The organism is Cytobacillus sp. Bac17 (genome assembly GCF_024519925.1).
Lineage (GTDB): Bacteria > Bacillota > Bacilli > Bacillales > Cytobacillaceae > Cytobacillus > Cytobacillus pseudoceanisediminis.
This window is the reverse complement of sequence record NZ_JALJRC010000028.1, coordinates 1-24,151: the sequence shown is the minus strand read 5'-3', so window position 1 is coordinate 24,151 and position 24,151 is coordinate 1. Positions and strand designations below refer to the sequence as shown.

Here is a 24,151-nt window from a genome sequence, read left to right as displayed (position 1 = left end):
TCCAAGTGAGGTGAGAGGCATGGGCTATGGCTATGGAGGCTGCGGATATGGCGGGGGCTATGGGAATACGTTTGTTCTAATCGTCGTCCTATTCATTTTACTCATTATCGTCGGCGCAAGTTTCTACAATTAGATACACAAAGGCTGACTCAGAACCGGCAGCAGGTTTTGTGTTGGCTTTTATGCGTATCAGTACATAAATTTTTAATACATTTCACGTTTTTCGCCCACCTTCATAAGATATAAAGGAGTAAATGAAGGAGCGTGATTGAGCAGGATGGATAACAACTTTTTTAAAAACCTTGAAAAGAAAACAGGCGTAAATATGAAGGATGTATTGGAACTGGCCGGCTCATTGCAGAATGCAAATTTTAAAGATGAAAAAACAGTACGAAATGTAATCAAAAGAGTTTCGCAAATTGCTAATAAACCCGTTTCCAAGGATATGGAAGATAAGATTGTGAAATCGATTGTTGCTGATGGAAAGCAGCTTGACTTTAATACAATTTCCCAGATGATGAATAAAAAATAACAGAAGGACCTGGCCGGGTTGCAGCCAGGTCTTCTGTTTATTTTCCGCCTTTATTCCTGCCGCTTCTTGTAATGGGGGCAAGGAACCTTGAGGCATATGCCTTCCGTCCCCGCCTTTTTTCCGGCACAGAAATGTATAAGTCCTTCCTTGCCCTTGTAACGGCAACGTACATTAACCTTCGTTCTTCCTCCAGCGGTGCAGACTCACCTGAACGGTAAGCTTCCAGTGCATGATCATGCGGGAGGTTTCCTTCAACTGCACCGGCAACATATACCACATTATATTCAAGCCCCTTTGAACGGTGGATAGTGCTTAATGTAATGGCATTATCATTATTCCTGCTGAGGCGCTTGATTTCTTTGTTCATGGCTCTCATATGTTCAGTGTGCTCCAGAAACTCATGAAGAGATTGAAAGTTGCGCGCAGCGACCTTCAAATCTTTTATATCATCAGAGCCTTTATCCATTTTATTGCCTTCATTGCCGCGTTTTTTTATAAAGTCCTGGAAGCCCAGTTCTTTTTCAACAGTTTCAATTGCAGTGATGGGACTAAGTCCTGAGATTGATCTGGTAACAGGGATCACTTTTTTTAACTTGCTTTCCTGAAAAGCAAATCCTGTTTTTATAAACTTTAGGCACTCCAGCATTGAGCAATCCTGCAAGATGCTTTCTGCCTTAATATCCTGAAGGACTGATTGTTTAACAAATAGAGAAGGGAGCATATCTTTCAAGGCATTCTGGTCATCCTCATTTAATGATAACTTTAGAAAAGCAAGCATGCTCCGAACAATAAACCGATCATAAAATGATTCGGCATCCTGATCCAATTTAAACGGAAGGCTGGAATTGGCCAGCCTTTCAAAAATGGCCCTGCTGCCAGTATGGGTGCGGAATAATACTGCAAAATCCCGCGGCTCATATCCTTCTTCAATTTTTTCCTGAATATCAGTCATAATCATCGTTGCTTCTTCTTCCTCATCAAAAGGAAAAAAGAGGAAAGGGTGCTGCCCGCCAGAAAATTGGGCATTCATGCTTTTGACACGTCTATGTTTATTTAAAGAAATGATTTGGTTCGCTGCTGATACGATTTCGTGAGCAGAGCGGTAATTCTGATTCAATGTTATAACTTTAGCACCAGGGAAATCTTTCTCGAAATCTAAAAGATATTGGGGATCGCTTCCTCTGAAAGCATAAATAGATTGATCATCGTCACCCACTGCACAGACATTCTTTGTTTTATCGGACAGCATTTTCATAAGCTCATATTGAACATTATTAATATCCTGGAACTCATCGATCAGAAAATAATGAAAGCGATTTTGATATTGTTCAAGAATTTCAGGCTTTTCATGAAAAAGAGCATGGCAGCCCGTCAGCATATCATCAAAATCAAATAATTCTCTTCTTAATTTTGTTTGTTCATACCTTTCATAAAGAATCGCGGTCTGTTCCTCCCAATCATTCTTTGGATGAACCCTCCCAGGTACGGTAAGAGAGTTTTTCCAATAGCTAATTTGCTGGAGGGCAAGGTCAAAGGCAAATTCCTTTTCATCGAGCTTTAAGTCTTTGCTGGATTCCTTAATGATCTGTTCCCGCTGCCATTCTTTATTAAGGAGTTTGCCGGAAGACCATTTTTCCGGATTGTGGAAGGAGAGAATCCGGTAAAACAAGCTGTGAAAAGTGCCGGAAACGATTTGCCTGACTTTTCGTGAATCCATTCCGGGATATTGGGTAAGGCGCTCCTTCATTTCAGCCGCAGCCTTAGCTGTAAAAGTAACGAGCATTATTGATTTAGGATCGATATCTTTCTCGCGGAGCATAAAAGCAGTCCTGGTTGTTAAAACTCGGGTCTTGCCGCTCCCTGCTCCTGCAAGAACGAGCAGAGGCCCATCAATATGTGAGACAGCCGCTGCCTGCTGTTCATCCAAAAAGACTCCTGCTTGTGATAGGGACTTTAGGTATTCATCAGGGAAACTAGGATTGTGAGTGCTTTCCTGGATATAAGGGGGGATATTTTTTGCCGGCTGAGCTTTTTTAAAGGCTGATTCGATTTCTTTTACAGCAGCAGAAGCAATGGGCCTTGAAACAGGAACTTTAAAGCCGTTTCTTTCTATATATTCTTCAGTTTCAATCTTAGCTGATTCTTGTTTCATTATTATATCCTTGCACATCCTGCTGCTTTGCTGAATATGATAAAAATGAGGCTCATCCATAATTCCTAAATACAAACGGACAGAAGCTCCGCAATCAGGGCAATGCAGCTTTCCTTTTTTGCCTTCTTCATAAATATGCTGAAAACTTTCTCGATTCAATTGTTCCAGATTCACTGCTTTATTATGTAAAATTGCTGTCTTCATAAAAAATACCCCATTTTTATAAATTGCCGAGTTTAAATTATTTATCATCCTTATAACAAGACAAATTTTATCATAACAAACCGGTAAAGGATTCTAAAGTGCTTTTCTGTTTATAATTTTATGTAAACGGGTACATAAAAGTAAAGATTGTTTCGTATACCTTTAATAATTACATACATAGAGAATAGAGAGGGGAGCATTCATGGGCTACATTTTACCTGTACCTTCATATCAGTATAGTCAGTATGCAGAAAGAGAGATTGGCACAAAATATGATCCATTTCATTTCGTTCCAGTTTCCAAAATATCGGCACAATCCAATTCAAAAGATTTCCGTCATGAGCTTCCTCTTAATATTCAAAGAAGGCTAACCAAATCAAATCCTCAGCAGCGGGCGGACAACCAAACACGGAGCACCAGAAAAAAGGCAGAAGAAACATACGGAGAGCTGACGGGTAAAGGCCGCTATATTAGTGAATGCATATAAGAAAAGAAGGAGAGGCTCAGTACGTTTGCACGTGCAAAGCCTCTCCTTTTTTCCACTCTGCGTATAAGACATCTTTGACATTATTGGCGCCATTGTTTTTAATTTCATTAATAAGCTTTGTTTCGTCCCAATTGATGCTTTTGAGATTATCCCAAATCACTTCCCCGTCTAAAATTAAAGTTACTGGCAGCTCGATATTAATTATTGGGAGTTTTAAATCTCCAATGGTTGGGGTCGAGTAAAGTGTTTTTTTTAATGCACTGACCGTTCCATCTGTTTCAAGAATGGCATATTCGCATTCCCTGATTGAAAAGACATCCTTTGAACGGAGGAGGTGCTGGAGCTGATTAAGGTCGAGATGATTTTTCTTCAGTTCTTCATAGACGATTTTTCCTTTTTTTATAACAATAGAGGGTTCACCTTCAAGAAGCTTGCGTGCCCGTTTAAATTTTTGGGTAAGGATTTCTGTTGTGTAAATGAGAATCCCCCATACTGCAACAGCAAAGAATATTTCGGGGATTCCAGTCTCCTGATCATATAGGGCATTTCCCACCAGCTCGCCTAACACGATGGCCGAGATGAAATCAAAAGGAGTAATCTGTGTGATCTGTGTTTTGCCCAGGAGTTTTGCCATAATAAATAAGAAAAAATATCCTATCACAAGTACACTTACGATATGCAAATATTCCATTCAAACCACTCCTTAAAATGCTGTATCTGGAATAGTGTTTGCAGAATGCCCCAAATTATTGCATACAAAAAAGCTCCTGCCATCCTGGCAGAAGCTTTTCCGCTATATCGTTTTTTTCATTGTACGGTGGGGAATCCCGGCATCCATGAATTCTTCCGAGATTACCTGATAGCCGAGCTTTTCATAAAAAGGGATAGCCTGCGTCTGGGCATTTAATTTTAAGGCAGGCAAGCCTTGTTTCTTAGCATGCTCTTCGATTTTATCCATTATTGCTTTTCCTGAGCCGCTCTGACGGTTCTCCTTCAGAACGCATATTCTTTCCACTTTGCCATTGCCGTCAACAGTGCGAAATCTTCCGGCACCTGCAGGCATGCCATTATTATATAGTACAAAATGGACTGCTTCGTCTTCGAACTGATCGATTTCCTCTTCTTCAGGAACATTTTGCTCGTTGATAAAAACTTGTTTCCTTACTGAGAAGGCATCGTGCAATTCTTGTTCAGATGAGACTATTCTTACTTCCACTTTTCACTATTCCTTTCCTAGCCTGAATGTTTCATAAACGGTCCATGAGCCGTTTTCCAGCTGATATAGAAGATGAAAACGATCCACAACCTCTTCGTGATTAACAGGCTGCATTCTTAAGCTCCCATATACATCGGAATGTTCATCATTGGAGAGTTTTTGTCCGATGGTAATATGGGGAACAAAATTATATTCAGGTGTATCGCCGCTAATATGATCATTCAGTTCAATATGTAACTCTTCGAGCTGGGCTGAAGGCTCAATTTTAAAATAAATGACATTGTTGACAGGCTGGAAAGAGCTGATTTTTGTAGCATTTATATGAAATGGCTCGTGTTTCTTCGCTATTCCATGAAGTGTTTCCGTCAGCTGTTTTATTTCTTCTTCAGATGCTTCAAAGCGTGATCTTAATGTTACATGCGGAGGAATTAAAGCATAATGCGGATCATACCGCTTTCTATAAGAATTGGCCAAATCCTGCAATTTTTTTGACGGGAAAATAACTATGCCGTAATTAGTGTTCATACAACAACCTCCATGTTCAGTATTTTTTATAACTGGCAGGCTAAAATGAAATGAAAAACACTTGGTTGGTCTATTATAGCAAATTTTCTAAATTCATTATATAATTATACCTTTTTTCATAATAAAAAACAGTATGTCAAGATAATCTTTTTATAGCGAATGAATAGGTCTTTTTACACATCAAAGTTAAAACATAGACTTTAGCGCCCTTTTTAAATCAGGCTGCCAGTAGGTCCATGTATGATTTCCATCAAATTCATCATAGAAGTAAGGGAATTGTTTCTGCTTAAATAAACTGGAAAGCTCCCGATTTGGAGTAAGAAAATCTTTCTCTTCACCCCCTGTGGTCTTTACAGATGTTTCGCCTTTCCCGATAACGTGATAAATATTAAGAAGGTGGGCCTGCGTAAATTCCTGCACTGCCTCTGTAACGGAGGTGTCAACATAAGGTGATTGAAGAATTAACCTCCCAAAAGTATTAGGGTATTGCAGGGCCGCCATTAATGAAACAGTTGCCGCAAGTGAGTCTCCCATAAGGGCACGTCCCATCCCCATTTGATAAGTAGGGAATTCTCGGTCAAGATATGGAACCAGCTCGTGTGCAAGGAAACGAATATAAGCATTATGCTGTTCGCCGTCCGGATGATATTTCTTCCATCTGTCTTTGACGTTTTTATAAGGGACACCAACAATGATGATATTTTCAATTTCTTTATCTTTTAGTAATTCATCCGCGATGCGCCCGACTCTGCCAAGCTGGAAGTAATCTTTGCCATCCTGGGCTATGACAACAGTGTATTTATATAAAGGTGAGAAGGATGCGGGCAAATAAATGAGCAGCTCGACCTCTTCACCCAGTTCCTTGCTCTCGATTGCAATATCTTGTATTGATCCTCTAGGGTAATCCATCATTTTTGTTCCTCCGTATAGTTCTGTTATGTTATGTAAGAGTTTACAATGTGATTTTATCATATATATATAGGAATTGCTTTTTACATGCATTCTCATTCATGGGTCATGCCGCTTTATTTTGGATAAAATTAACAGATAGGGTGAATCAGCGTGCAAAAAGACAATTAACAGCAATTTTAAAAGCAAGGAGGGATCATTTGACAATTCAGATAAGGTTTATGTTAGTATATAATTGATAAAATCTAATCTTTATAAGGGGGAAATAGGATGAAAAAGAGAAGTATATTCCTAGCCATAGCTCTGCTGTTAGCGCTTTCTATGGTTCTAGCAGCCTGCGGCGGCGGAAAAGATGAAGGCGGCGGCGATGGAGAAGGCGGCGGCGCAGACAAGCCTAAATTCATGAGCATCGTGACTGGTGGAACAGGCGGTACATACTATCCGCTGGGCGGATCATTCGCTGAGATTATTTCTGATGCTACAGGCATTGATACAAATGCTGAAGTTTCAGGTGCATCTGCAGAGAACATGAACACACTGAAAGATGGCAATGCTGAGATTGCTTTCTCTCAAACAGATATTGCTTCATATGCACAAGAAGGAAAATTAATGTTTGAAGGTGCAGCAGTGGATAATGTGAGTGCGATCGGCACGCTTTATCCGGAAACGATCCAGATCGTTACTACTGCAAAATCTGGCATTAAATCTGTTGAAGACTTAAAAGGCAAAAAAGTTTCAATAGGAGCTCCTGGTTCAGGAACTGCTGCGAATGCAGAACAGATTCTTGAAGTGCACGGAATCAAATTGGATGACATTCAAAAGCAGGATCTTTCTTTTGATGAGTCAACTGCCGGAATACAGGATGGCAATATTGATGCAGCATTCGTTACAGCAGGAACTCCAACAGGTGCTGTTGAAGGACTTTCTGCAACTGAAGATGTTGTGATCGTTCCGATTGAACAGGATAAAATCGATGCATTAATCGAAAAATATCCTTACTATGTACAGGATGAAGTGCCATCTGGAACATATAAGCTTGCAGAAGCTGTGCCAACAGTAGCAGTACAGGCAATGCTTGTTGTTTCTAATGACCTTTCAGACGATGTAGTTTACGATGTTACAAAAGCAATCTTTGAGAACCTTGACAAAGTTACACATGCCAAAGGAAAAATGATTAAGGCTGAAAATGCTGTCAAAGGTACTGGCATTGAACTGCACCCTGGTGCTAAAAAGTACTTTGACGAAAAAGGCTTTAAAGCTGAATAATCTTTCAATAACATAATCCAATGATGAAATTTGGCCGGCTGTAAAACCTTTTAAGGTGATTGCGCCGGTCAATTAATTTTTAATTGAAATGGCAATCAATTGTAAAAGATGACAATATTTTTTAGGTGGAGGTTCCATGAACTTTAATAAGCCAGGGAATAAAAAAGCGGTCCTGGCACTCCTCGTAATCTTAACCATCGCAATCATGTTCTTCATACCCATTAAGCAGGCAGTTGTTTTTGAGTATCAAAACAAAGGAAAGGTGATTGCTTATTTCCTGATTAAAGAGGACAGAACCTTTAAGATAAAGTATACACATTCCATCCACCTTACAGATGTTGTAGAAAGCTATACTATAACCGAGGATGGAAGGATTAAATTGTTTGAACTCATGTATGAGGATTTTGCCATCGGCATGCCTGAGAATGCTTCAGATGGAGAAACATTTGAACAAAAGGACGGCAAATATTATATTAAGAATATGAAAAGGTTTTTTCCTTCATTTGACTTAAGGCTGGGTAAGGTCAGAGCGAATCACAGAATGATCTTGCAAGGCGAAGAATATGTCCTTACAGATTATATCGAACCTGGCACATGGGTACGGATAAAGGCAAAAAAAATAAACTTATTCGAGGTGTTGAAAGGAGTGAATATCCTTGGAAAATAAAGGGGAAACATTATCTCTTGAGGAGCAGCAGAAATTGCTGGAAAAATACGATCCAGAGGCTGGTACAAGGAAATTAGGAGGAGTATTAGGCTGGATCGTCTTTTTTGGGCTTTTAGCATTTTCACTGTTCCATTTATATACAGGGGTTTTCGGGATGCTTACAGCCCAGCTGCAGCGTTCGATTCATTTAGGTTTTGCCTTAGCCCTAATATTTCTGTTATTCCCTGCAAGGAAGAAAGACAGGGGACGAAAGCATAAAGTTGCCTGGTACGATATCATTTTAGCTATACTGGGTATTGCGGTAGGAGCTTATTGGCCGCTTTTTATTGATGAAATTGTCATGAGGGCTGGCCGTCTGACCGAGATTGATTTTTATGTAGGACTAATTGCAGTTCTTCTGGTACTGGAAGCGACCAGGCGAGCGGTTGGACTTCCAATAACCATTATTGCCGTCATTTTTCTTGCTTATGCTATGTTCGGGCCATATATGCCGGCATTTTTGGCGCACCGCGGTCTTGATTTAGAAAGATTGGTGCAGACCATGTTCTTTACGACTGAGGGAATCCTAGGTACCCCATTAGGCGTATCTGCTACGTTTATATTCCTATTCTTGTTATTTGGTTCATTCCTTGTAAAAACAGGTGTAGGGCAGTATTTTAATGATTTGGCTGTTTCCATCGCCGGAAAGAGAACTGGCGGACCGGCGAAGGTTGCCATTTTCTCAAGTGCTCTACAGGGAACAATCAGCGGTAGTTCTGTAGCTAACGTAGTAACTTCAGGCTCTTTTACCATCCCAATGATGAAAAAGCTGGGCTACAAGAAAGAATTCGCCGGCGCAGTTGAAGCGACTGCATCAACCGGCGGCCAGATTATGCCTCCAATCATGGGTGCTGCTGCATTCCTGATGGTTGAGTTTATTGGCGGCGGCATTACATACTGGGATATTGCCAAGGCAGCTGCTATTCCAGCCCTTCTATATTTTGCCGGGGTCTGGATAATGACTCACTTCGAAGCAAAACGTGTAGGACTTAGAGGGCTGAAAGATGAAGAGATGCCTAACCGTAAGGAAGTATTGAAGAAGATTTATCTGCTGCTGCCGATTTTGGCAGTTATCATCCTGCTAATGAGCGGAATGAGTGTAATACGTGCAGCTCTTTGGTCAATTGTAATTACGGTTGCAGTAAGTATGATTAGCAAGGAAACGCGCATTGGATTCAGAGATGCTATCGATGCTTTAGTTGATGGTGCACGCACGGCTTTGGGCGTTGCTGCAGCAACTGCTGCGGCAGGTATTATTGTTGGGGTAGTTGTAAAGACAGGTCTTGGATTAAAGATGGCGAATGGCCTCCTTGATCTTTCAGGCGGACTGTTGATCCCGACTTTGATGCTGACAATGGTTGCAGCGATTATCCTTGGAATGGGATCACCAACAACTGCAAACTATGTTATTACATCAACTATAGCTGCCCCAGCAATCATCCTTCTGGGCGTACCTGATTTATCTGCTCACTTATTTGTGTTCTACTTCGGTATTGTGGCAGATGTCACACCTCCAGTTGCTCTTGCAGCATTTGCGGCTGCTGGTGTATCCGGCGGAGATCCGATAAAGACAGGAGTAACAGCATCAAAGCTTGCCATCGGGGCTTTTATTATTCCATACATGTTTGTCCTTTCACCGGAGTTATTGATGATTGATACAACCTGGTATTATTTAATCTGGGTAGTATTCACTGCTTTGGCAGGTATGATGGCAATCGGCGCTGGGGTAATTGGCTACTGGCTGCGTAAATTGAATATTTTTGAAAGACTGCTGGGAATTGCAGGGGGACTATTGCTTATCTACCCTGAAGGGGTTACTGATATAGTAGGATTAGTTATTTTTATCCTGTTGATTGCATTGCAGGTCTTCATTAAAAAAGACGATCAGGCAAAGCCGCAAACAGCATAATAATTAAAGAAGGAAGGATGCTCACATGATGAGATCCTTCCTTTTTGCTTCTGCAGCTTATAGCCTGTCAGGATCCCTGATCGCTATGGCCGATTGAAAGGGTGGCATTAACATAATCATCTTCGCTGCTGGTTAATAACACAGAGAATGTACCGGGTTCATCTCCTTCATATACTTCATCACTGAGGGTTTCTTTTAATAGTTCGCTTTTATATTCAATGATTTCACGCTCATTGTTATCTTCTTTAAATCTGTTAACCTCTTCAGCATCTTTCGGAATGCGTTTTTCGACAAAAGCAAGAACCTCTTCATTACTCATATCTTTTTCCATATCTTCAAATTGCAGCTCAACATTTACTGCCCGATGCGTTTGAAACTCTACCAGCATACTGTCTCCATTGAAGCGGGCAATTTCATCATTATTTTTATTTTCCCCATAAGCCTTTGTGAAAAGATCCCGTGTGTCTCCTAAACCAACTTCTTCAGTGATCTTTTTGTTATCTTCCGGAGCTTCCTCTGTTTCCGCCCGCTGTTCTTCCGTAGAAGGATTATTCTTGTCTTCATCCTCTACAATTTGCTCTTCATTCTGATTACAGCCTGCCAGTATAAGGGTTGCTGAAAACAAAGCAGCAATCAATGAGTAGCTTTTCATAAAATCCTTCCTTTCTTTAGCTTAAATTATTTAAGGGCCAAATCCCGTTTAGAGAGTATATACCCGAATGAGGACCAGATAATCGGAGAAAGAAAGGAGCATAATAAAAAGCCGTACTTCCATGTGAAATACAGGCTTTGATGAATATAATGAAATATTTTGAAAGAAGGCTCCTTTTAGCTGATCTGGCGAGCTTTCTTTTCGGGCAAAATGGACATGATATGGTTCAAGTTGAAAATGCGCATTTGTTTTCTATATAAACAATAGGCTAAAATCGTGCTGCCCCGAAGTTCTTTTATTAATATTCTTCTTTGTGTAAATGAATTCCGTTTGGAGAGATAAATGATTTCCACAGGCTTTCTCTCTTCCATAGCTCGATAAAGAATTCCTTTCATAGAGAAATCCCCCCTTACTTTTATTTACATTATACACGAACACGTGTTCCTTATCAAGTAGAATGCGAAAATTTGTTCGTATAAAAAAAGACTTCACAAGTGAAGTCTTTTAAATAATCTTTAAACCCTTATTTTTCAAGTGATTAAGCAAAACAGTGCCGTATTGTATGGCATAGCCTAAAAAGACGGCAACGAACAATGTGCCTAATCCAACTGGACCGCCTAAAATAAGGCCAATGGCCAATGCCAATAATTCATTAATTATACGTGCGGTCTTAATGCTGATATTTAGCCTTTTGGCAGTTGCGATCATTAATCCATCAATTGGGCCGCTGAATAATTGCGGACGGATATATATAGATACCCCGAAGCCCAGAAATGAGACACCTGTGATGAAGGCAAGGATCTGAAGGGAAAAGCTTGTAACTGTGATGCCGCTGAAAACAAGCTCCATCCAAAAATCGATCCCCACACTCGCTAAAATGGTTCCAATAAATGATTTAAACTGGGGCTTTTCCCAGGTCAGCAGAGCATTGAAGAATATAAGGGATGCTGTTACCAGAAATGACCATGTTCCGATTGTCAGACCGAACTTATTAAAAAGGCCAACATAAACAGTGTCCCAGGCACCTGCACCGAGATTGGATAAGATAATTAATGAGACACCGAGAGTAAGAATAAAATAACCTGCAATTACTTGAATGAATGTTGTGTGTTTAATCATGTTGTATCCTCCCCAATAAATATTACCGTAATTAAATAAATTCTCAAGGGAAAGAAAAGGAAGAAACTTATTGAGTATTCATAACAGGCCAGTATGGGGAATAGCACTTTTATTAATACTCTAACACATAAAAACAGCTCCCAAATGGGAACTGTTTTAAAGATACTTATACCTTAATATCAATTTTTGCACTTTTCTTCAATTCTTCTACATGCTTAACCAGCATATCCTGCTGTTTTTGCTGTTCGAGCTGCTGCTTGATCTGAGGCTTTACTTCCTCCAATTTAGGCGGCTCCTGTCCTTCAGCACCACCCTGGCTGGCATATTCATCATAGAATTTCTGAATTTCAGCATCTGTAACTTCCCCTGGTTTAATCTCGCCATTAATATATTTCGTATATTTAATATTGTTGGCAATTTCCTTCTCTAATGAGTCAGGGTTAAGGCCAGCCTGTTTCATTGCTGTTTCGAATTCCTTGTCGTCCTTGAATTGTCCTTTTGTTTCTTCCAGCTGCTTTTTGACTTCTTCATCAGAAGCTTTGTAGCCTTTTTTGTCTGCCTCTTGGAGAAGAAGTGTCTGGCCGACTAGACTGTCGAGTGTCTGCTCCTTGATTTTATCTGCAGCATCTTTGGTAGTAGGGTCTTGTCCCATTTGCTGATACATCATTTGTGATGAAGTAAGCACGCTGTTATACTCGCGGCCAAGGATTTCCTGGTCATTAACGATTGCAACAGTCTTTTCTTCATCAAGCTTTTGTTTGTCCATTTTCTTTTGCATTTCTTCCATTTGCTTCTGCTGGTCCTGCTGGTCGGTTTCAGCTGTTTTCGCTTCCTCTTTTTTATCTGCACTCTTGCTTTCATCATCAGCTCCACAAGCAGCTAAAACGGCAGATATTAATACTAGTAAAAAGGGATACATTAGTTTTTTCATTAATATTTCTCCTTCCGTAACCCTGTATGATTTGATTCAGCTAACAAAAGAATCATATAGAGGGCATTATAAAGCATATACTCTTAAAAAGATACCTTTAAGGCATAAATGCAGAATTTGTAATGGGAATGTAATCTAGTTTCCAAGCTGATAACCTTATAGTTTATGGATGAAATATAGGTATTGACTTTTATGTTAGAAGGAAGTATATTTTATATTGTCCCCAATACAGGGAATATCATAACGATTCCGTAGCTCAGCTGGGAGAGCGCTACCTTGACAGGGTAGAGGTCGCTGGTTCGAACCCAGTCGGAATCATCAGTTAAAAGCCTAGAGCCTCAATGGTTCTAGGCTTTTTCTATATTCTTAAAAATATAGAGTAAACCCCAATTGTTGACGAATTGTTGACGAAATTTTTAAATGCTATTTTTTTTCCGTGTGAAAAGTGAGTCTAATTTGTTTGCTGCTTCCTGATCTGCAGTTTGTAAAGCATGTCCATATGTATCCATGGTTATACGGATATTGGAATGACCCAGTCTCTCTGAAATGATTTTTGCGTGAACACCTTGATTTATTAGTAGGGTTGCTGATGTGTGTCGTAGATCATGTAACCTGATAAATCGGACACCAGCCCGGTCGGTAAATCGTTTCCACCAGGTAGTAGGAGTGGTGGGGTAATAGTGTTTTCCGGTTTCATTGCAAAAGACAAATTCATGCTCATGCTCAATCCATAAATCTCGCATACGCATTTTTTCTTTTTTCCAGTGAATATGGTATTTTTTAAGCTCCTCGACCATCATTGACGGCAAAGAAATAACCCGTATTGAATTCTTGGATTTTGGACCTTTCAAAATCGGTCTTCCTCCGGTACCACGTGTTATAATCTGTTTAATTTGAACAATTCCTTTCTCCAAGTCAATATGAGACCATTCTAGCCCTAATAATTCTCCACGTCTTAATCCCGCAGCAAGAGCAAGAGAAGTAAATACACGCCAATGTATCGCTTCTTCCTGAACAGCATCAAACAATATGGCTACCTCATTTTCATCATAAACGTTGATTTCTTTATCTAAAATACCTCGTTGGCTAGGTTTGCTGACATCTGCTGCAGGGTTATTTTTTATTATCTTCCAATCTGCAGCTCGCTGAAGAATGTTTCTTAGTACGCGATATACATATTGAGCAGTGGAGACAGTCATGGGGCTGCCGTCTACTTTTTTTAATTGAGATAAAAAGTTAACAATATGAATCGGCTTTATCTGATCTAGTCGCATATGTCCAAGAGCAGGGAGGATGTGGTTTTTAAAATGAGTAAGGTACACATCTAATGTTTGTTCACTTAGCCCGCCTTTTTCGGCATATTTCTTCTGCCAGTCTTTTACGAATTCTGCAAGAATCATTTTTTCTGGAGTAATGTACGCACCTGACTCAATTTCTATTTGGAACTTCACTAACTCTGACTGCAGGTAGTCATTTAATTTCTTTTTTGTTTTTAGTAAAGACTGATCCTTAATTCGTATAGTTTTGGTTTTCTTCTTTCTTTTGCCTTTTGAATCATAACCGATCTCTACAACAAGCATAAAAGAGTTTGCTCCTCGTTTTTGAACACTTGCCATTAATTTTCCTCCTCTATTATGTTCAAGCATATCAAAAGGGAATATATGTTCTATTTTAGATTGAAAAGAAAAGCCCAAAAGGGCTAATCATTGAATCTCTGAATTATAAATTTTCCAATGGTAATTTAAATCGTAGTCCCCACGTGATTCTAAAGTTCCTTTTACTGTAACACTATCACCTGGTTTTAGATCGGTGAGGAGATTACTCGTAAAATCTGCAACAAAAACATTGTAAGCTTCGTTACCTGATGTACTAACATTATCCCACGTTTGACCGGTGTATTCTCCTGCACCTAGTACCCAAATTTGTGAAGAACCTATCTCCATTATAGTTCCTGACCAAGTTACTTCTCGACCATATAGGTAATTATCCCAAGTAGGCGTTTTTTCTTCACCGAGTTCTTTATAATTGTTTATGAACTCTGGGAAGTTATTTAGAGAGTCAATAGTTTTCTGTTGTTGCTCGGATATTTGTTTTTCCTTGTCACTCGGTTCTTCTGGCTTTTCATTAACTTCATCAGTAGGCTTATTTACCGGCTCTTTAGTTTCCTCTGTACCTGAACATGCACCTAAGATAAAGCTTAGAGATAGAACAGAGATAACTAGTAAAAACTTGTACTTCATCTTATCCAATCTCCTTTTTAATAAATTTATGTATTTATGGGTGAATTACCCATTAATACTCAATATAAAAACACGCAAATATATACGTGTCACTTGGTTTGGTTTTATGAGAAATATACCTATCTATTGTTAAAATTTTTTAAGTGAGCAAGTTCTCTTGGCACACCATAGATTTCTGCAATTTCATAGATTGAAAAATGCGAATCTTTAAATTCACTTAGACATTCATCAGGAAATAACAACTCTACAGCGAATTGACTTGCTTGCCTTTCATATTTTCTCTCTGGAAAGAAAGTATTTTTCTTAAGAAATGAAGCATTATGTTTGGGGTGAAGAACCGAATGACCTAATTCATGTCCCATGACAAAATTACGGACTTTGCCTAAGTTATTATTTATGAAAATAAATTTATTTTTTCTCTCATATTTGTACATTCCCTGGACTTCATCCGTAAAATCCCATGGTACAACATGGACACCAAGTTTCTCAGCGATTAGAAAAGGATCTCTTGTCTTGAATTTCTTAATTAATCTTTGAACTTCAGCAACAATAAAATCCTTCATCTAATCAGTCCTGTTTATCACGATATTTCTTTGGAATGTATTTTTTGTTAATCCTGGTGGCTTGTCTAATTGCATATTCCATGGCATCCATGATTGATTCCTTTGCTTCCTCGCTAATTGGTTCCCCCATTAACATATAGCCATCGTCTTCAGAAAGGTCTTGACGAATTTTCTCCATTCTTTTTGCGATGTCTTTTTCGTCTTTGCTTTGTACATTTGCATTTGATTTTTGGAAAGCAGACCTACCTAATAAATAATCTGTTTCCACTTCATAAAGATCTGCAAGCTTTTTTAGAGTTTCAGTATCTGGGTCCCTGTAATCCCGTTCATAATTTGATAGGACTGTATTGGTTATTCCAATTTTCTGAGCAACAAAGATCTGAGACCAATTTCTTCTCTCTCTTTCTGCTTTCAATCGCTTGCCTAATGACATAATCCATCTTCCTCATAATATTAAATTATTTAATAATAAAATCATAACAAGATTTCACGCTACGTTAAATAATTTCCACTAAAAGTTGAATTTATTTATTGACTTTCACGAAAAGTGGATTTATAATCAAAACATAAAGTTTCACGTTACGTGGAAAGGTGGTGATAACTTGCACTTAAATGAATGTATTAGAAACTATAGAAAATCTAAAGGAATTTCTCAAAAATATATAGCTAAGGAGCTTAACATCAGTGTTTCAGGATACAACATGAAAGAACTTGGTAAGAGGCCTATAAATACTGATGAATTGCAAATAATAGCAAAATCATTAGGTGTATCTCCTTCATGTTTTTTTGAAGAGAAATTCCACGTAAAGTGTAATAGGACCACAGCTTAATAGGAGGTATAAAAATGGATCTCAAAAAGCTAATAGCCCAGGATCATTTTAAAGTGCAGCGAAAAACACTTACAGCTCAGGAAGTGGCTGATTATATTGGTGTCCATCCTGACACGATTTATACGATGGTCCGTGAAAAGCAAATCCCGCATTTCCGGGTTAGGCGAAGAATTTTCTTTTCTCTGGAAACGATCAATGCCTGGATGCGAGACCAAGAACAAAAAAGTCTGGAGGCGATGTAAATGAATCAATTGCAGCCTATTTGCCAGAGAGGTAAGCGAGTATTAACCACCACTCAGCTTGCAGAAGCTTTTGGTACAGAAGCAAAAATTATTAACCGTAACTTTCAAAGAAATGCTGATCGGTATGTTCAAGGCAAACATTATTTTGCCTTATCCGGAGAAGAATTACGGGAATTCAAAGGGTCACGTCAATTTGACGACAGCCTTAAATTTACTTCTATTCTATATCTTTGGACAGAAAAAGGAGCTTGGCTTCACGCTAAATCACTTAATACTGAACAGGCATGGGATGCTTACGAAAGGCTGGTCGATGAATACTACACCATTAAAGAAGACATGGTTCCTCTTTCAAAAGATCAGGCTCTTGTCACAGTGCTGAGAACAACTGCAGATCTTATGGAGGATACTCAAACCATTAAAGCTGAACAACATAAAATCAGAAAGCTAGTCTATGAGATTGATCATAAAGTCGAAGAACATATCACTCTTACCAGTGGCGAACAACGCCGTGTGCAAAAAGGAATCGCTCAAAAGGTTTATGAGCTGGAAAGTAATCCAGAGTGTCGTTCAAAGCTATTCAGGGAACTACATCGGGAAATAAAGGACCGTTTTGGTGTAGCGAGCTACAAAGACATTAAGAGAAAGGAACTTCAATCAGCTCTCCACTACATAGAAAACTGGTTTCCTAGAAAAGTTTCATGAGTGAAGGCACCGAACGAAGCTGCCAGGCCAAAAAGATTCGGTGCACTTCCTTTCATCTATTAATTTTAATAGCAATCTATTAATTTGTCGGTTCCATACTGGAACGTTTCCAAATTGGAACATAGAAGGGAGGGAGAAAGGATTGACTTTCGGCGCAGTATTGAAAGCATGCCGGGAGCGAGCAGGTCTTACCCAGGAGGAAATCGCAGAAAAGCTTCATCGTTCACGGAGTTGTATTTCAAAATTTGAAACAGATAAAAAGACACTGGATGTCGCTACTTTAATCAAGTGGGCAGATGTTACTTCAGCTAAAGATGTGGCATGTGCCATTGTGACAGGGGTAGATCCAGTGATGATAATACAGCAGTTAATGCCGTTGATAGGAGGAATAATCCAATGGTTCTGACCAGAAAAGAGAAGCTGGAACAATTAATTAAAAAATTGAAGAGCCAAGGAGTCAAGATTGATTGGGCTGTTAGGATCAGTACTCCAAAGGAGGGTTCATAAGTGGACTTGGGTTATGTCCTAGCTATGATTTTCGGAACCTATTTTATTTTCATCATGGGAATTTTAATTGGAGATTTTACTTCAAATCAAAAAGAAAAGCAGTAAGCTCACCACAGCTCACTGCCACTTAATCGTCGATACTTCTATTCTAACATCCATAGAATAGAGCGGCAAGAACCTTTGTTCCTGTCGCGATAAGTCGGAACGAATATCTACCATTCCCCCATCATCTACGTTTCGGCTTATCGCGGTGTGAATAAAGCACCTAATACATAGAGAGGAGGGTAAAAATGAATCATCCTATAATCGAACAGATTGAGCGGTCCGGATATCCGAATATGGCAGCACAGCCTGAACATGTAGGAATTGATTATTTTGGTGACGAGATCCTTGATGGTGACGACATAGTGGAATATGAAGGTGAAATCATCTTAAAGGACAACTTGGATCGGTTCTTAACAGAAGTCATGGAATTTGAATTTAGAACAGCATAAAAAATGACTCCTGTTGGCGCAGGAGTCGGTAATGATTGGCTAATTATTTTATACCGTCATTTTAGCATATAGGCTCTTGGCGGTAAAGGGGGGACTAGAATTGGCGTTATACAATGCAGTTCCTACAAAGGAAATGAGCCGGTCCGAATGGCTGCAAGAACGGGCTAAAGGAATCGGCGGGAGTGATGCTGGAATTATTCTTGGAGTTAATAAATTTCGTACACCTTTTGAACTTTGGCTTGAAAAAACAGGCCAGGTCGAACCACAGGAAACTGATAATGAAGCAATTTACTGGGGAAATCAAATGGAAAATGTGGTTGCCAAGGAGTTTGAAAAGCGTACAGGTAAAAAGGTACGCCGAACAAATTTCATGTACAGTCATCCCAAGTATCCTTTTATTAAAGCAAACGTTGACCGTTTAGTTGTTGGAGAATCAGCGGTTTTGGAATGCAAGACAGCCAGTGCGTATCTCGCTAAAGAGTGGGAAGGTGAAGAAGTTCCGGCAAGCTACCTTGTGCAGCTCCAGCATTATCTTGGAGTTACAGATAAGGAAAAGGGTTATATCGCTGTACTTATCGGTGGCAACAAGTTCATCTGGAAGGAAGTAAAGCGAGACCAGGAGCTTATCGAGATGATTTTCAATGCTGAAAAGCACTTTTGGGAATATCACGTACTGCAAGGGCATGCTCCTGAGCTTGATGGATCCAGCGCTGCTGAGAAGTATTTGAGAGAGAAGTACGATCGTGCTGAGAAGGATAAAGAGATTGTCCTCCCATCTGATTATAAAAATTTGCTGGTTCAATATGAGAAAGTGAAATCCGATGAAAAGCTGATTAAATCAGCAAAAGCGGAAATTGAAAACAAATTAAAAGAAGTATTGAAGGATGCTGAAACAGGTATAACTGATCAATTTATTGTCACTTGGAAGAATCAGAGTAGAAAAAGTGTGGATTCGAAAGCTCTTAAAGAGAAGTATCCGGACATTTACAAAAAAGTTTTGAAAGAATCTACGTTCCGAAAATTCGCTGTAAAGGAGATAAATTGATGGCGACCAATACAGACTTGAAGAATCAATTAGCAAATAGGCAGGAGACAGCGGCAAAGCAAGTATCAGCTCAATCACTTGGACTTAAAAGTCTACTAAATACGCCAACCATGCAAAAGAAATTTGAGCAGGTATTGGCCAATAAAGCTCCGCAATTTATGGCATCCGTCCTTAATTTATATAACGGAGATCCTGGCCTAAGAGAAGCTGAGCCTATGTCCATAGTATCCAGTGCAATGGTTGCTGCGTCGTTGGATCTTCCGGTTGATAAAAACTTAGGTTACGCCTGGATTGTTGCTTTTTACGATTCTAAAAAAGGGTATAAGGCAGCACAGTTCCAACTGGGCTACAAAGGCTACATTCAGCTGGCATTAAGAAGCGGCCAGTACAAGGCCATAAATGTAATACCGGTATACGAAGGGGAACTTCTAAAGTGGAATCGTCTGACGGAGGAAATTGACCTTGATTTGGACGCCAAGAGAAGTGATAAGGTTATCGGTTACTGTGGCTACTTTAAGTTGGTCAATGGCTTTGAAAAAACAGTCTATTGGACCCGGGACGAAGTAGAGGCGCACAGAATTAAGCACAACAAGGCAAAAGACAAGAAATCTCTTAATAATGTTTGGCGTTCTGATTACGATGCCATGGCAATGAAAACAGTTCTTAGGAACATGTTAGGCAAATGGGGTATCTTGTCCATCGATATGCAAAAAGCATTCTCAGAAGACGAGCAGTGGCGTGAGGTAAAAGATATTACGGATGAGGCTAATGAGTATGAAGAGTCCATTCAATTCGATCCACCAAGCCAAGAAGATCAAGAATCAGCTTCCGAACCAGAAATTATTGATGTGAATCAAAAGAAGAAAAAAACTAGCAAAAATATGTCCGCCCAGGAATCATTGGACATAGATTTTGAAGATGCAGAGTAACAAAACAAATGTCCTCCTTCCAGCATGGATCTGGGAGGAGGCAAGAGGTAAAGAACATTTGAAAATGCTTGTTTTAGAGTATATGCGGCGGTATCCAGATTACAAAGTAAAAGGTGTAAAAAACGGATTTGCTGTCTGTGAGAGAAGGTAATTTGAGGGGAGGAGGTACAAAGGTGCAAGGCTGGATAAAGCTTCATAGGAAAATACTTGAAAACGAGATATGGCATGATGTTACCACTTTTCGGCTTTTTACATTGCTTCTTTTACAAGCTGTTCATAAGGATGGAGTTAAGGTAAAGGGCATTGAGTTAAGGAGAGGTCAGTACCTCCGTTCCTATTCAAAGTTAGCCGAAGATCTCGAATACAAAGAAAAAAGAGGATTTAAAAAAGTTTCCAAAAGCACGGTTTTACGTTCGGTTAAGAAATTAGTTGATGAAGGAATAGTATCCGTTAACGAAACGGATTACGGAACGGTGTTCACCATCCTTAAATACCACGAATACCAAGGGTTTGACGATGATAACGAAACGCCAATCGAAACGGATAATGAACCTTTATCAGAGCGAAATCGAAACGTTATCGAAACGTTATCGAAACAAGAACAAGAATTAAAGAATTTAAGAATTAAAGAATTAAATACTTCTACTAAGGATCCAGTGGATGTCATAGCAGAAAAATTTATTGATTTACGAACAGTTGCTGAAGGACGTTCGGTTTACCCAACAACAAAAGATTATGAAGCAATCGCCCGGATTGTCGCCCGTGGTATGCCGTTGCCACAAACAATCAAATTGCTTGAACAGTGTTTTGCTGAATATAAAGAACGTCAGCCAAATGGAGCCATTAAAGCCTTCGGTTACTGTGAAAAATACATCATGGATCATTATGAGGCCTTAGTAGCAAGAGAACAGGCGAAAGAGGCAGCTAAAAACGTTAAGCCTTTTAAAAACACTAATTCTTATAAGACTAAGGGTATGCGAGCCAAGCCAATACGTACGGAAATGCTGCCAGATTGGTTTTCTGATGAGGACCAACAGCATGAAAAGCCTAAACTTTTAAAGAATGAGCAGCAGGAACTTGCTAAGAAGAAAGCAGATTTGCAGGAAAAACTAAAACTATTGAGATCAGGGAGTTGATACTATGGGGATCCTTTATGAATCCGTTATGCAACAGAAAAGGAATATCCTCATCAAGAGATTATCAGAACTGAATATTTTTAAGGCTCAGTCAGGAAAGAGTATTAACGATTGTGATTACGAGGAACTGAAATATGAGCTTGTACTGGCATCCTTTCGGGAGATTGATGCGGAGGCTGCACCAAATAAATGGTTTTGAAGGGAGATATGAAAAATGACTATCACAAATGTTAAGTTAGTTACTCGCTGTCCAAAATGTCTGGCCAAGGGGACTGTGATCGGCCATCGAAATAACCTCTTATTACTTGAGTGCAGGGACTGTAATAAACGTTGGAATACTTACTCCAAGACTTGCAAGAATTGTGGAAAGCCAAATTATTTCTACGTTGAAGGTCCCTGCGTGAAATGCTATTCAGAAAAACACAGCGCCATATGAATTTAAAAGCAGCGAACCTGAGCTAGCTGCTAAGTTTCCTCAAAAAAAAGACCTCTATAAAGAGGTTGTTTAGCTGACAAGCTTATTTAATGCGGGAATTAATTCATTAAAGTATGGTTTTACAATAAAATCTTTAGCACCATAATTTAAAGCTTCCACGATTAATTTAGATTGTCCCATTGCGGAGCATATAACAACTTTTGCACTTGTATCAAGGTTCTTAATCTCTTTTAAAACAGCCATTCCATCTTTACATGACATTGTTAAGTCTAGTAATACGATATCTGGGGAAGATTCCTTGAAAAGTGATATAGCTTCGCAACCATCAGAGGCTTCAGCAATTACATGATAATTGCCTTCAGACAAGGTTCTTTTAAGTACTTGTCTCATAAACATTGAATCGTCAGCAATAAGTACTTTTTTAATCATATCAAACTCCCTTTTAGAAATTAGGCAAATTAAAGAAAGGAGTTATAAGAGATTTACGAGATTGATAAATCTCGGTAACCCGGCTGCCTTAGCTTTGCCTTAGGCCCGTGGCTTTGCGTCTTTTACTTTCGTAAAATTTGCCATTATAGCTATATTAACACAGTGAATATAGTGGAAAACGACAAAATGTGACAAAAAATTGATGATTTCGTGACTTATGGATTATAAATTTCGTTGGTGGTGAGGGAATGAAGCAATTAGACTTATTCTCCTTTGCCCTTGAAGATCAGATAGCTGAACTAAAACAAGGCGAAGAGTTGGAGTTTTACAGAGGGATGGAACGGCTTCTGATCCGTCATCATGAAAAATACAAGGGCGTTTGTCATTATCAGGGACCTGATTTCTCTGGTGTAGCATTTCATCTTGATGAAAGGGAAGGATTAGATTTGTTTTTTGCCAAGATAAATAGGTGGCTGGAAGAGTAAGACAAGGAAGCAAAAGAGTAAACTAGGTATTCTTTCGAATTCTAAAAGTATACTCCCTACATTTTTTGTAAATGTTAAGAGAAAAACAAGGGAGGATTTTTAGTTGGAATGGATTTTTTATCTATACCTGATAAATACGTTTTTTATCTTAATCATAGCAATTCGGGATGTACGTAGGCCTGCCAAGGCTTTGAATTGGATAATAATCGTCCTTCTTTTTCCTATCATTGGTTTCTTGCTTTATCTTAGCATATCAAATCCTAAGTTTATTCATCGGAAAAGATTGACCTCTTCTAAAAGTGAATCTAATAAATTACCTGATACATTTGGTGATTCAGCATCGGTAATCGCCGATGCTTTACGGCACTTCACTGTGAATGGGCTACGAACGGGCCAAGTCCAAGTATTTGACAATGGAATAGCAAAATATGACCAACTCCTTGAATCCCTCCAAAAAGCACAAAAAACGATTGATCTGGAATATTTCATATTTAGGAATGACCAAATTGGTAATCGCATCACAGAACTGCTAATCGAAAAAGCAGTAAATGGAGTGCGGGTTCGTTTTATGAGAGATGGCTTGGGGAGTTATAATTTCCCGCGTAAAAAAATCCGGCAGATGGTTGAAGCAGGGATAGAATGCAGGACAATATTTCCTTTACGATTTCCTTGGATCTTTTCTTATTGGAATTATCGGGATCATTGTAGAATTGTCACAATTGACGAAAAAGTAGCTTTTACTGGATGCATGAACGTAGGATATGAATATACAGGATTGAAGCCTGACGTTGGCTTCTGGCGAGATACCCACTTGCAAATCATAGGAGATGCATTGGTCGATTTACAGACTGTCTTTGATGTTCATTGGAATATGGCAGTGCCGGAAAAAATAAAATCAAAAACTAACCTGAAAACAAAGTCTGATGTAATCAATCCAATCGGCAGAGAAGATCATGTCAGATGGTCAGCCGAAATGGGATCAGAGTTGAGCACCCTAGATTATAATGAGATAGACATATCACCAAAAACAAGGACATTGCAAAAAGCGTATATCCATACGTTGGAAGGAAACCCTGGAATTCCTACCCCATTTATTCGTCAAACTTACTTTATATGTATAACACAGGCGACTAAGACTATTGATATAACAACACCCTATTTTGTACCGGAAACAGATATTATCATGGCATTAAAGACAGCAGTAGCTCGAGGTGTCAGCGTAAGATTGCTGGTTCCTCGCCACAATAATCAAAAAATCGTGGGATTTGCAAGTCGTACTTATTATGGGGAACTTTTAGAAGCTGGTGTACAAATCTACCAGTACGACAAAGGAATGATTCATACCAAGGTGTTGACTATAGATGAGGAGATTGCTGCCGTAGGCTCAGCAAACTATGATATGAGAAGTTTTCGCCTGAATTATGAGGTATGTCAAGTCTTGTACAGTGCAGATGTGGCGAGGGAACTCACAGATCAGTTCGAACGTGATCTAATTGACTCTATTC

31 protein-coding genes, 1 tRNA gene and 1 riboswitch are annotated in these 24,151 nt (G+C 39.2%); of the genes, 18 read left to right on the top strand and 14 right to left on the bottom strand.

Annotated elements, in window-relative coordinates:
- Nucleotides 1-19: 19 nt before the first annotated feature.
- A complete protein-coding gene (locus tag NR125_RS23415; RefSeq protein WP_019381501.1) occupies nucleotides 20-133 on the top strand; it encodes a YjcZ family sporulation protein in 114 nt (37 codons plus the stop codon).
- 144 nt (nucleotides 134-277) lie between these two features.
- Nucleotides 278-532: a sporulation-specific transcription regulator SpoVIF gene (spoVIF, locus tag NR125_RS23410; protein ID WP_009331176.1), complete on the top strand. Its 255-nt coding sequence runs from the start codon at nucleotides 278-280 to the stop codon at nucleotides 530-532.
- Between the two features lie 37 nt (nucleotides 533-569).
- Here spoVIF and NR125_RS23405 read toward each other — a convergent pair whose 3' ends face one another.
- The gene (locus tag NR125_RS23405) at nucleotides 570-2,888 is read right to left on the bottom strand and encodes a UvrD-helicase domain-containing protein (RefSeq protein ID WP_071156861.1); all 2,319 of its coding nucleotides are present in this window, start codon (nucleotides 2,886-2,888) and stop codon (nucleotides 570-572) included.
- A gap of 202 nt (nucleotides 2,889-3,090) precedes the next feature.
- Between NR125_RS23405 and NR125_RS23400 the strand changes: the two genes are divergently transcribed.
- Nucleotides 3,091-3,375, top strand: a complete 285-nt coding sequence (locus NR125_RS23400; RefSeq protein ID WP_019381502.1) for a hypothetical protein — start codon at nucleotides 3,091-3,093, stop codon at nucleotides 3,373-3,375.
- 16 nt (nucleotides 3,376-3,391) lie between these two features.
- On the opposite strand, the gene NR125_RS23395 is transcribed toward NR125_RS23400, so the two are convergent.
- From NR125_RS23395 to NR125_RS23380, 4 genes are all read right to left on the bottom strand, one after another.
- Nucleotides 3,392-4,066 carry a DUF421 domain-containing protein gene (locus NR125_RS23395; RefSeq protein ID WP_071156863.1) on the bottom strand — a complete coding sequence of 225 codons (675 nt, stop codon included), beginning with the start codon at nucleotides 4,064-4,066 and terminating at the stop codon, nucleotides 3,392-3,394.
- 102 nt (nucleotides 4,067-4,168) lie between these two features.
- Nucleotides 4,169-4,591, bottom strand: coding sequence for a GNAT family N-acetyltransferase (locus NR125_RS23390; protein WP_019381504.1), 423 nt, complete (start codon nucleotides 4,589-4,591; stop codon nucleotides 4,169-4,171).
- 6 nt (nucleotides 4,592-4,597) lie between these two features.
- On the bottom strand, nucleotides 4,598-5,116 hold the full coding sequence (locus NR125_RS23385; protein ID WP_009331171.1) for a YjcG family protein: 519 nt from the start codon (nucleotides 5,114-5,116) through the stop codon (nucleotides 4,598-4,600).
- Nucleotides 5,117-5,302: 186 nt separating this feature from the next.
- Complete coding sequence (locus NR125_RS23380) at nucleotides 5,303-6,028, bottom strand: alpha/beta hydrolase (protein WP_009331170.1); 726 nt, start codon at nucleotides 6,026-6,028, stop codon at nucleotides 5,303-5,305.
- Nucleotides 6,029-6,295: 267 nt separating this feature from the next.
- Here NR125_RS23380 and NR125_RS23375 point away from each other — a divergent pair, with 267 nt between their 5' ends.
- The 3 genes from NR125_RS23375 (at nucleotide 6,296) to NR125_RS23365 (ending at nucleotide 9,906) form a co-directional block, all read left to right on the top strand.
- Entirely contained in the window at nucleotides 6,296-7,291 is a 996-nt protein-coding gene (locus NR125_RS23375) for a TAXI family TRAP transporter solute-binding subunit (RefSeq protein ID WP_256816213.1), read from the top strand.
- Between the two features lie 136 nt (nucleotides 7,292-7,427).
- A complete protein-coding gene (locus NR125_RS23370) occupies nucleotides 7,428-7,958 on the top strand; it encodes a DUF1850 domain-containing protein (RefSeq protein ID WP_009331168.1) in 531 nt (176 codons plus the stop codon).
- Nucleotides 7,948-9,906, top strand: a complete 1,959-nt coding sequence (locus NR125_RS23365; protein WP_019381507.1) for a TRAP transporter permease — start codon at nucleotides 7,948-7,950, stop codon at nucleotides 9,904-9,906. The genes NR125_RS23370 and NR125_RS23365 overlap by 11 nt, the downstream gene beginning before the upstream one ends.
- 67 nt (nucleotides 9,907-9,973) lie before the next feature.
- On the opposite strand, the gene NR125_RS23360 is transcribed toward NR125_RS23365, so the two are convergent.
- From NR125_RS23360 to NR125_RS23345, 4 genes are all read right to left on the bottom strand, one after another.
- Nucleotides 9,974-10,558 carry a hypothetical protein gene (locus NR125_RS23360; protein ID WP_251174397.1) on the bottom strand — a complete coding sequence of 195 codons (585 nt, stop codon included), beginning with the start codon at nucleotides 10,556-10,558 and terminating at the stop codon, nucleotides 9,974-9,976.
- Nucleotides 10,559-10,734: 176 nt separating this feature from the next.
- The gene (locus NR125_RS23355) at nucleotides 10,735-10,953 is read right to left on the bottom strand and encodes a hypothetical protein (protein WP_009331165.1); all 219 of its coding nucleotides are present in this window, start codon (nucleotides 10,951-10,953) and stop codon (nucleotides 10,735-10,737) included.
- A 109-nt stretch (nucleotides 10,954-11,062) separates the two neighbouring features.
- Nucleotides 11,063-11,677 (bottom strand): YczE/YyaS/YitT family protein, encoded by a 615-nt coding sequence (locus NR125_RS23350; protein WP_009331164.1) that lies wholly within the window; start codon nucleotides 11,675-11,677, stop codon nucleotides 11,063-11,065.
- Between the two features lie 166 nt (nucleotides 11,678-11,843).
- Nucleotides 11,844-12,608: a SurA N-terminal domain-containing protein gene (locus tag NR125_RS23345; protein WP_009331163.1), complete on the bottom strand. Its 765-nt coding sequence runs from the start codon at nucleotides 12,606-12,608 to the stop codon at nucleotides 11,844-11,846.
- Nucleotides 12,609-12,853: 245 nt separating this feature from the next.
- Between NR125_RS23345 and NR125_RS23340 the strand changes: the two genes are divergently transcribed.
- Nucleotides 12,854-12,926: transfer RNA gene (locus NR125_RS23340), tRNA-Val, on the top strand.
- 98 nt (nucleotides 12,927-13,024) lie between these two features.
- Here the strand turns inward: NR125_RS23340 and NR125_RS23335 are convergent.
- The 4 genes from NR125_RS23335 to NR125_RS23320 form a co-directional block, all read right to left on the bottom strand.
- Nucleotides 13,025-14,224: a tyrosine-type recombinase/integrase gene (locus NR125_RS23335; protein WP_256816212.1), complete on the bottom strand. Its 1,200-nt coding sequence runs from the start codon at nucleotides 14,222-14,224 to the stop codon at nucleotides 13,025-13,027.
- Nucleotides 14,225-14,311: 87 nt separating this feature from the next.
- A complete protein-coding gene (locus NR125_RS23330) occupies nucleotides 14,312-14,848 on the bottom strand; it encodes a hypothetical protein (protein ID WP_256816211.1) in 537 nt (178 codons plus the stop codon).
- A gap of 119 nt (nucleotides 14,849-14,967) precedes the next feature.
- Complete coding sequence (locus NR125_RS23325; RefSeq protein ID WP_256816210.1) at nucleotides 14,968-15,411, bottom strand: ImmA/IrrE family metallo-endopeptidase; 444 nt, start codon at nucleotides 15,409-15,411, stop codon at nucleotides 14,968-14,970.
- Between the two features lie 4 nt (nucleotides 15,412-15,415).
- A complete protein-coding gene (locus tag NR125_RS23320; RefSeq protein ID WP_256816209.1) occupies nucleotides 15,416-15,844 on the bottom strand; it encodes a helix-turn-helix domain-containing protein in 429 nt (142 codons plus the stop codon).
- 169 nt (nucleotides 15,845-16,013) lie between these two features.
- Here NR125_RS23320 and NR125_RS23315 point away from each other — a divergent pair, with 169 nt between their 5' ends.
- From NR125_RS23315 to NR125_RS23275, 9 genes are all read left to right on the top strand, one after another.
- Nucleotides 16,014-16,241: a helix-turn-helix domain-containing protein gene (locus NR125_RS23315; protein ID WP_256816208.1), complete on the top strand. Its 228-nt coding sequence runs from the start codon at nucleotides 16,014-16,016 to the stop codon at nucleotides 16,239-16,241.
- Nucleotides 16,242-16,294: 53 nt separating this feature from the next.
- Nucleotides 16,295-16,483: a helix-turn-helix domain-containing protein gene (locus NR125_RS23310; RefSeq protein ID WP_026041684.1), complete on the top strand. Its 189-nt coding sequence runs from the start codon at nucleotides 16,295-16,297 to the stop codon at nucleotides 16,481-16,483.
- Nucleotides 16,484-17,185 (top strand): ORF6N domain-containing protein, encoded by a 702-nt coding sequence (locus NR125_RS23305; RefSeq protein ID WP_256816207.1) that lies wholly within the window; start codon nucleotides 16,484-16,486, stop codon nucleotides 17,183-17,185.
- A 142-nt stretch (nucleotides 17,186-17,327) separates the two neighbouring features.
- Nucleotides 17,328-17,591 (top strand): helix-turn-helix domain-containing protein, encoded by a 264-nt coding sequence (locus NR125_RS23300; RefSeq protein ID WP_214725341.1) that lies wholly within the window; start codon nucleotides 17,328-17,330, stop codon nucleotides 17,589-17,591.
- A 391-nt stretch (nucleotides 17,592-17,982) separates the two neighbouring features.
- On the top strand, nucleotides 17,983-18,186 hold the full coding sequence (locus NR125_RS23295) for a YqaI family protein (protein ID WP_483863892.1): 204 nt from the start codon (nucleotides 17,983-17,985) through the stop codon (nucleotides 18,184-18,186).
- Nucleotides 18,187-18,319: 133 nt separating this feature from the next.
- Complete coding sequence (locus NR125_RS23290) at nucleotides 18,320-19,231, top strand: YqaJ viral recombinase family nuclease (RefSeq protein WP_256816218.1); 912 nt, start codon at nucleotides 18,320-18,322, stop codon at nucleotides 19,229-19,231.
- On the top strand, nucleotides 19,231-20,160 hold the full coding sequence (locus tag NR125_RS23285; RefSeq protein WP_256816206.1) for a recombinase RecT: 930 nt from the start codon (nucleotides 19,231-19,233) through the stop codon (nucleotides 20,158-20,160). The genes NR125_RS23290 and NR125_RS23285 overlap by 1 nt, the downstream gene beginning before the upstream one ends.
- Before the next feature lie 173 nt (nucleotides 20,161-20,333).
- Nucleotides 20,334-21,296, top strand: coding sequence for a hypothetical protein (locus NR125_RS23280; RefSeq protein ID WP_256816205.1), 963 nt, complete (start codon nucleotides 20,334-20,336; stop codon nucleotides 21,294-21,296).
- A gap of 28 nt (nucleotides 21,297-21,324) precedes the next feature.
- Nucleotides 21,325-21,495 (top strand): hypothetical protein, encoded by a 171-nt coding sequence (locus NR125_RS23275; protein WP_256816204.1) that lies wholly within the window; start codon nucleotides 21,325-21,327, stop codon nucleotides 21,493-21,495.
- 306 nt (nucleotides 21,496-21,801) lie between these two features.
- Here the strand turns inward: NR125_RS23275 and NR125_RS23270 are convergent, their stop codons facing one another.
- Nucleotides 21,802-22,161: a response regulator gene (locus tag NR125_RS23270; RefSeq protein WP_256816203.1), complete on the bottom strand. Its 360-nt coding sequence runs from the start codon at nucleotides 22,159-22,161 to the stop codon at nucleotides 21,802-21,804.
- A gap of 70 nt (nucleotides 22,162-22,231) precedes the next feature.
- Nucleotides 22,232-22,313, bottom strand: a riboswitch (cyclic di-GMP riboswitch).
- 96 nt (nucleotides 22,314-22,409) lie between these two features.
- On the opposite strand from NR125_RS23270, the gene NR125_RS23265 reads away from it, so the two are divergent.
- Both NR125_RS23265 and NR125_RS23260 read left to right on the top strand, forming a co-directional pair.
- Nucleotides 22,410-22,646 (top strand): hypothetical protein, encoded by a 237-nt coding sequence (locus tag NR125_RS23265; RefSeq protein ID WP_251156918.1) that lies wholly within the window; start codon nucleotides 22,410-22,412, stop codon nucleotides 22,644-22,646.
- Between the two features lie 103 nt (nucleotides 22,647-22,749).
- A partial coding sequence (locus NR125_RS23260) for a phospholipase D-like domain-containing protein (protein WP_256816202.1) occupies nucleotides 22,750-24,151 on the top strand: 1,402 nt, incomplete at its 3' end.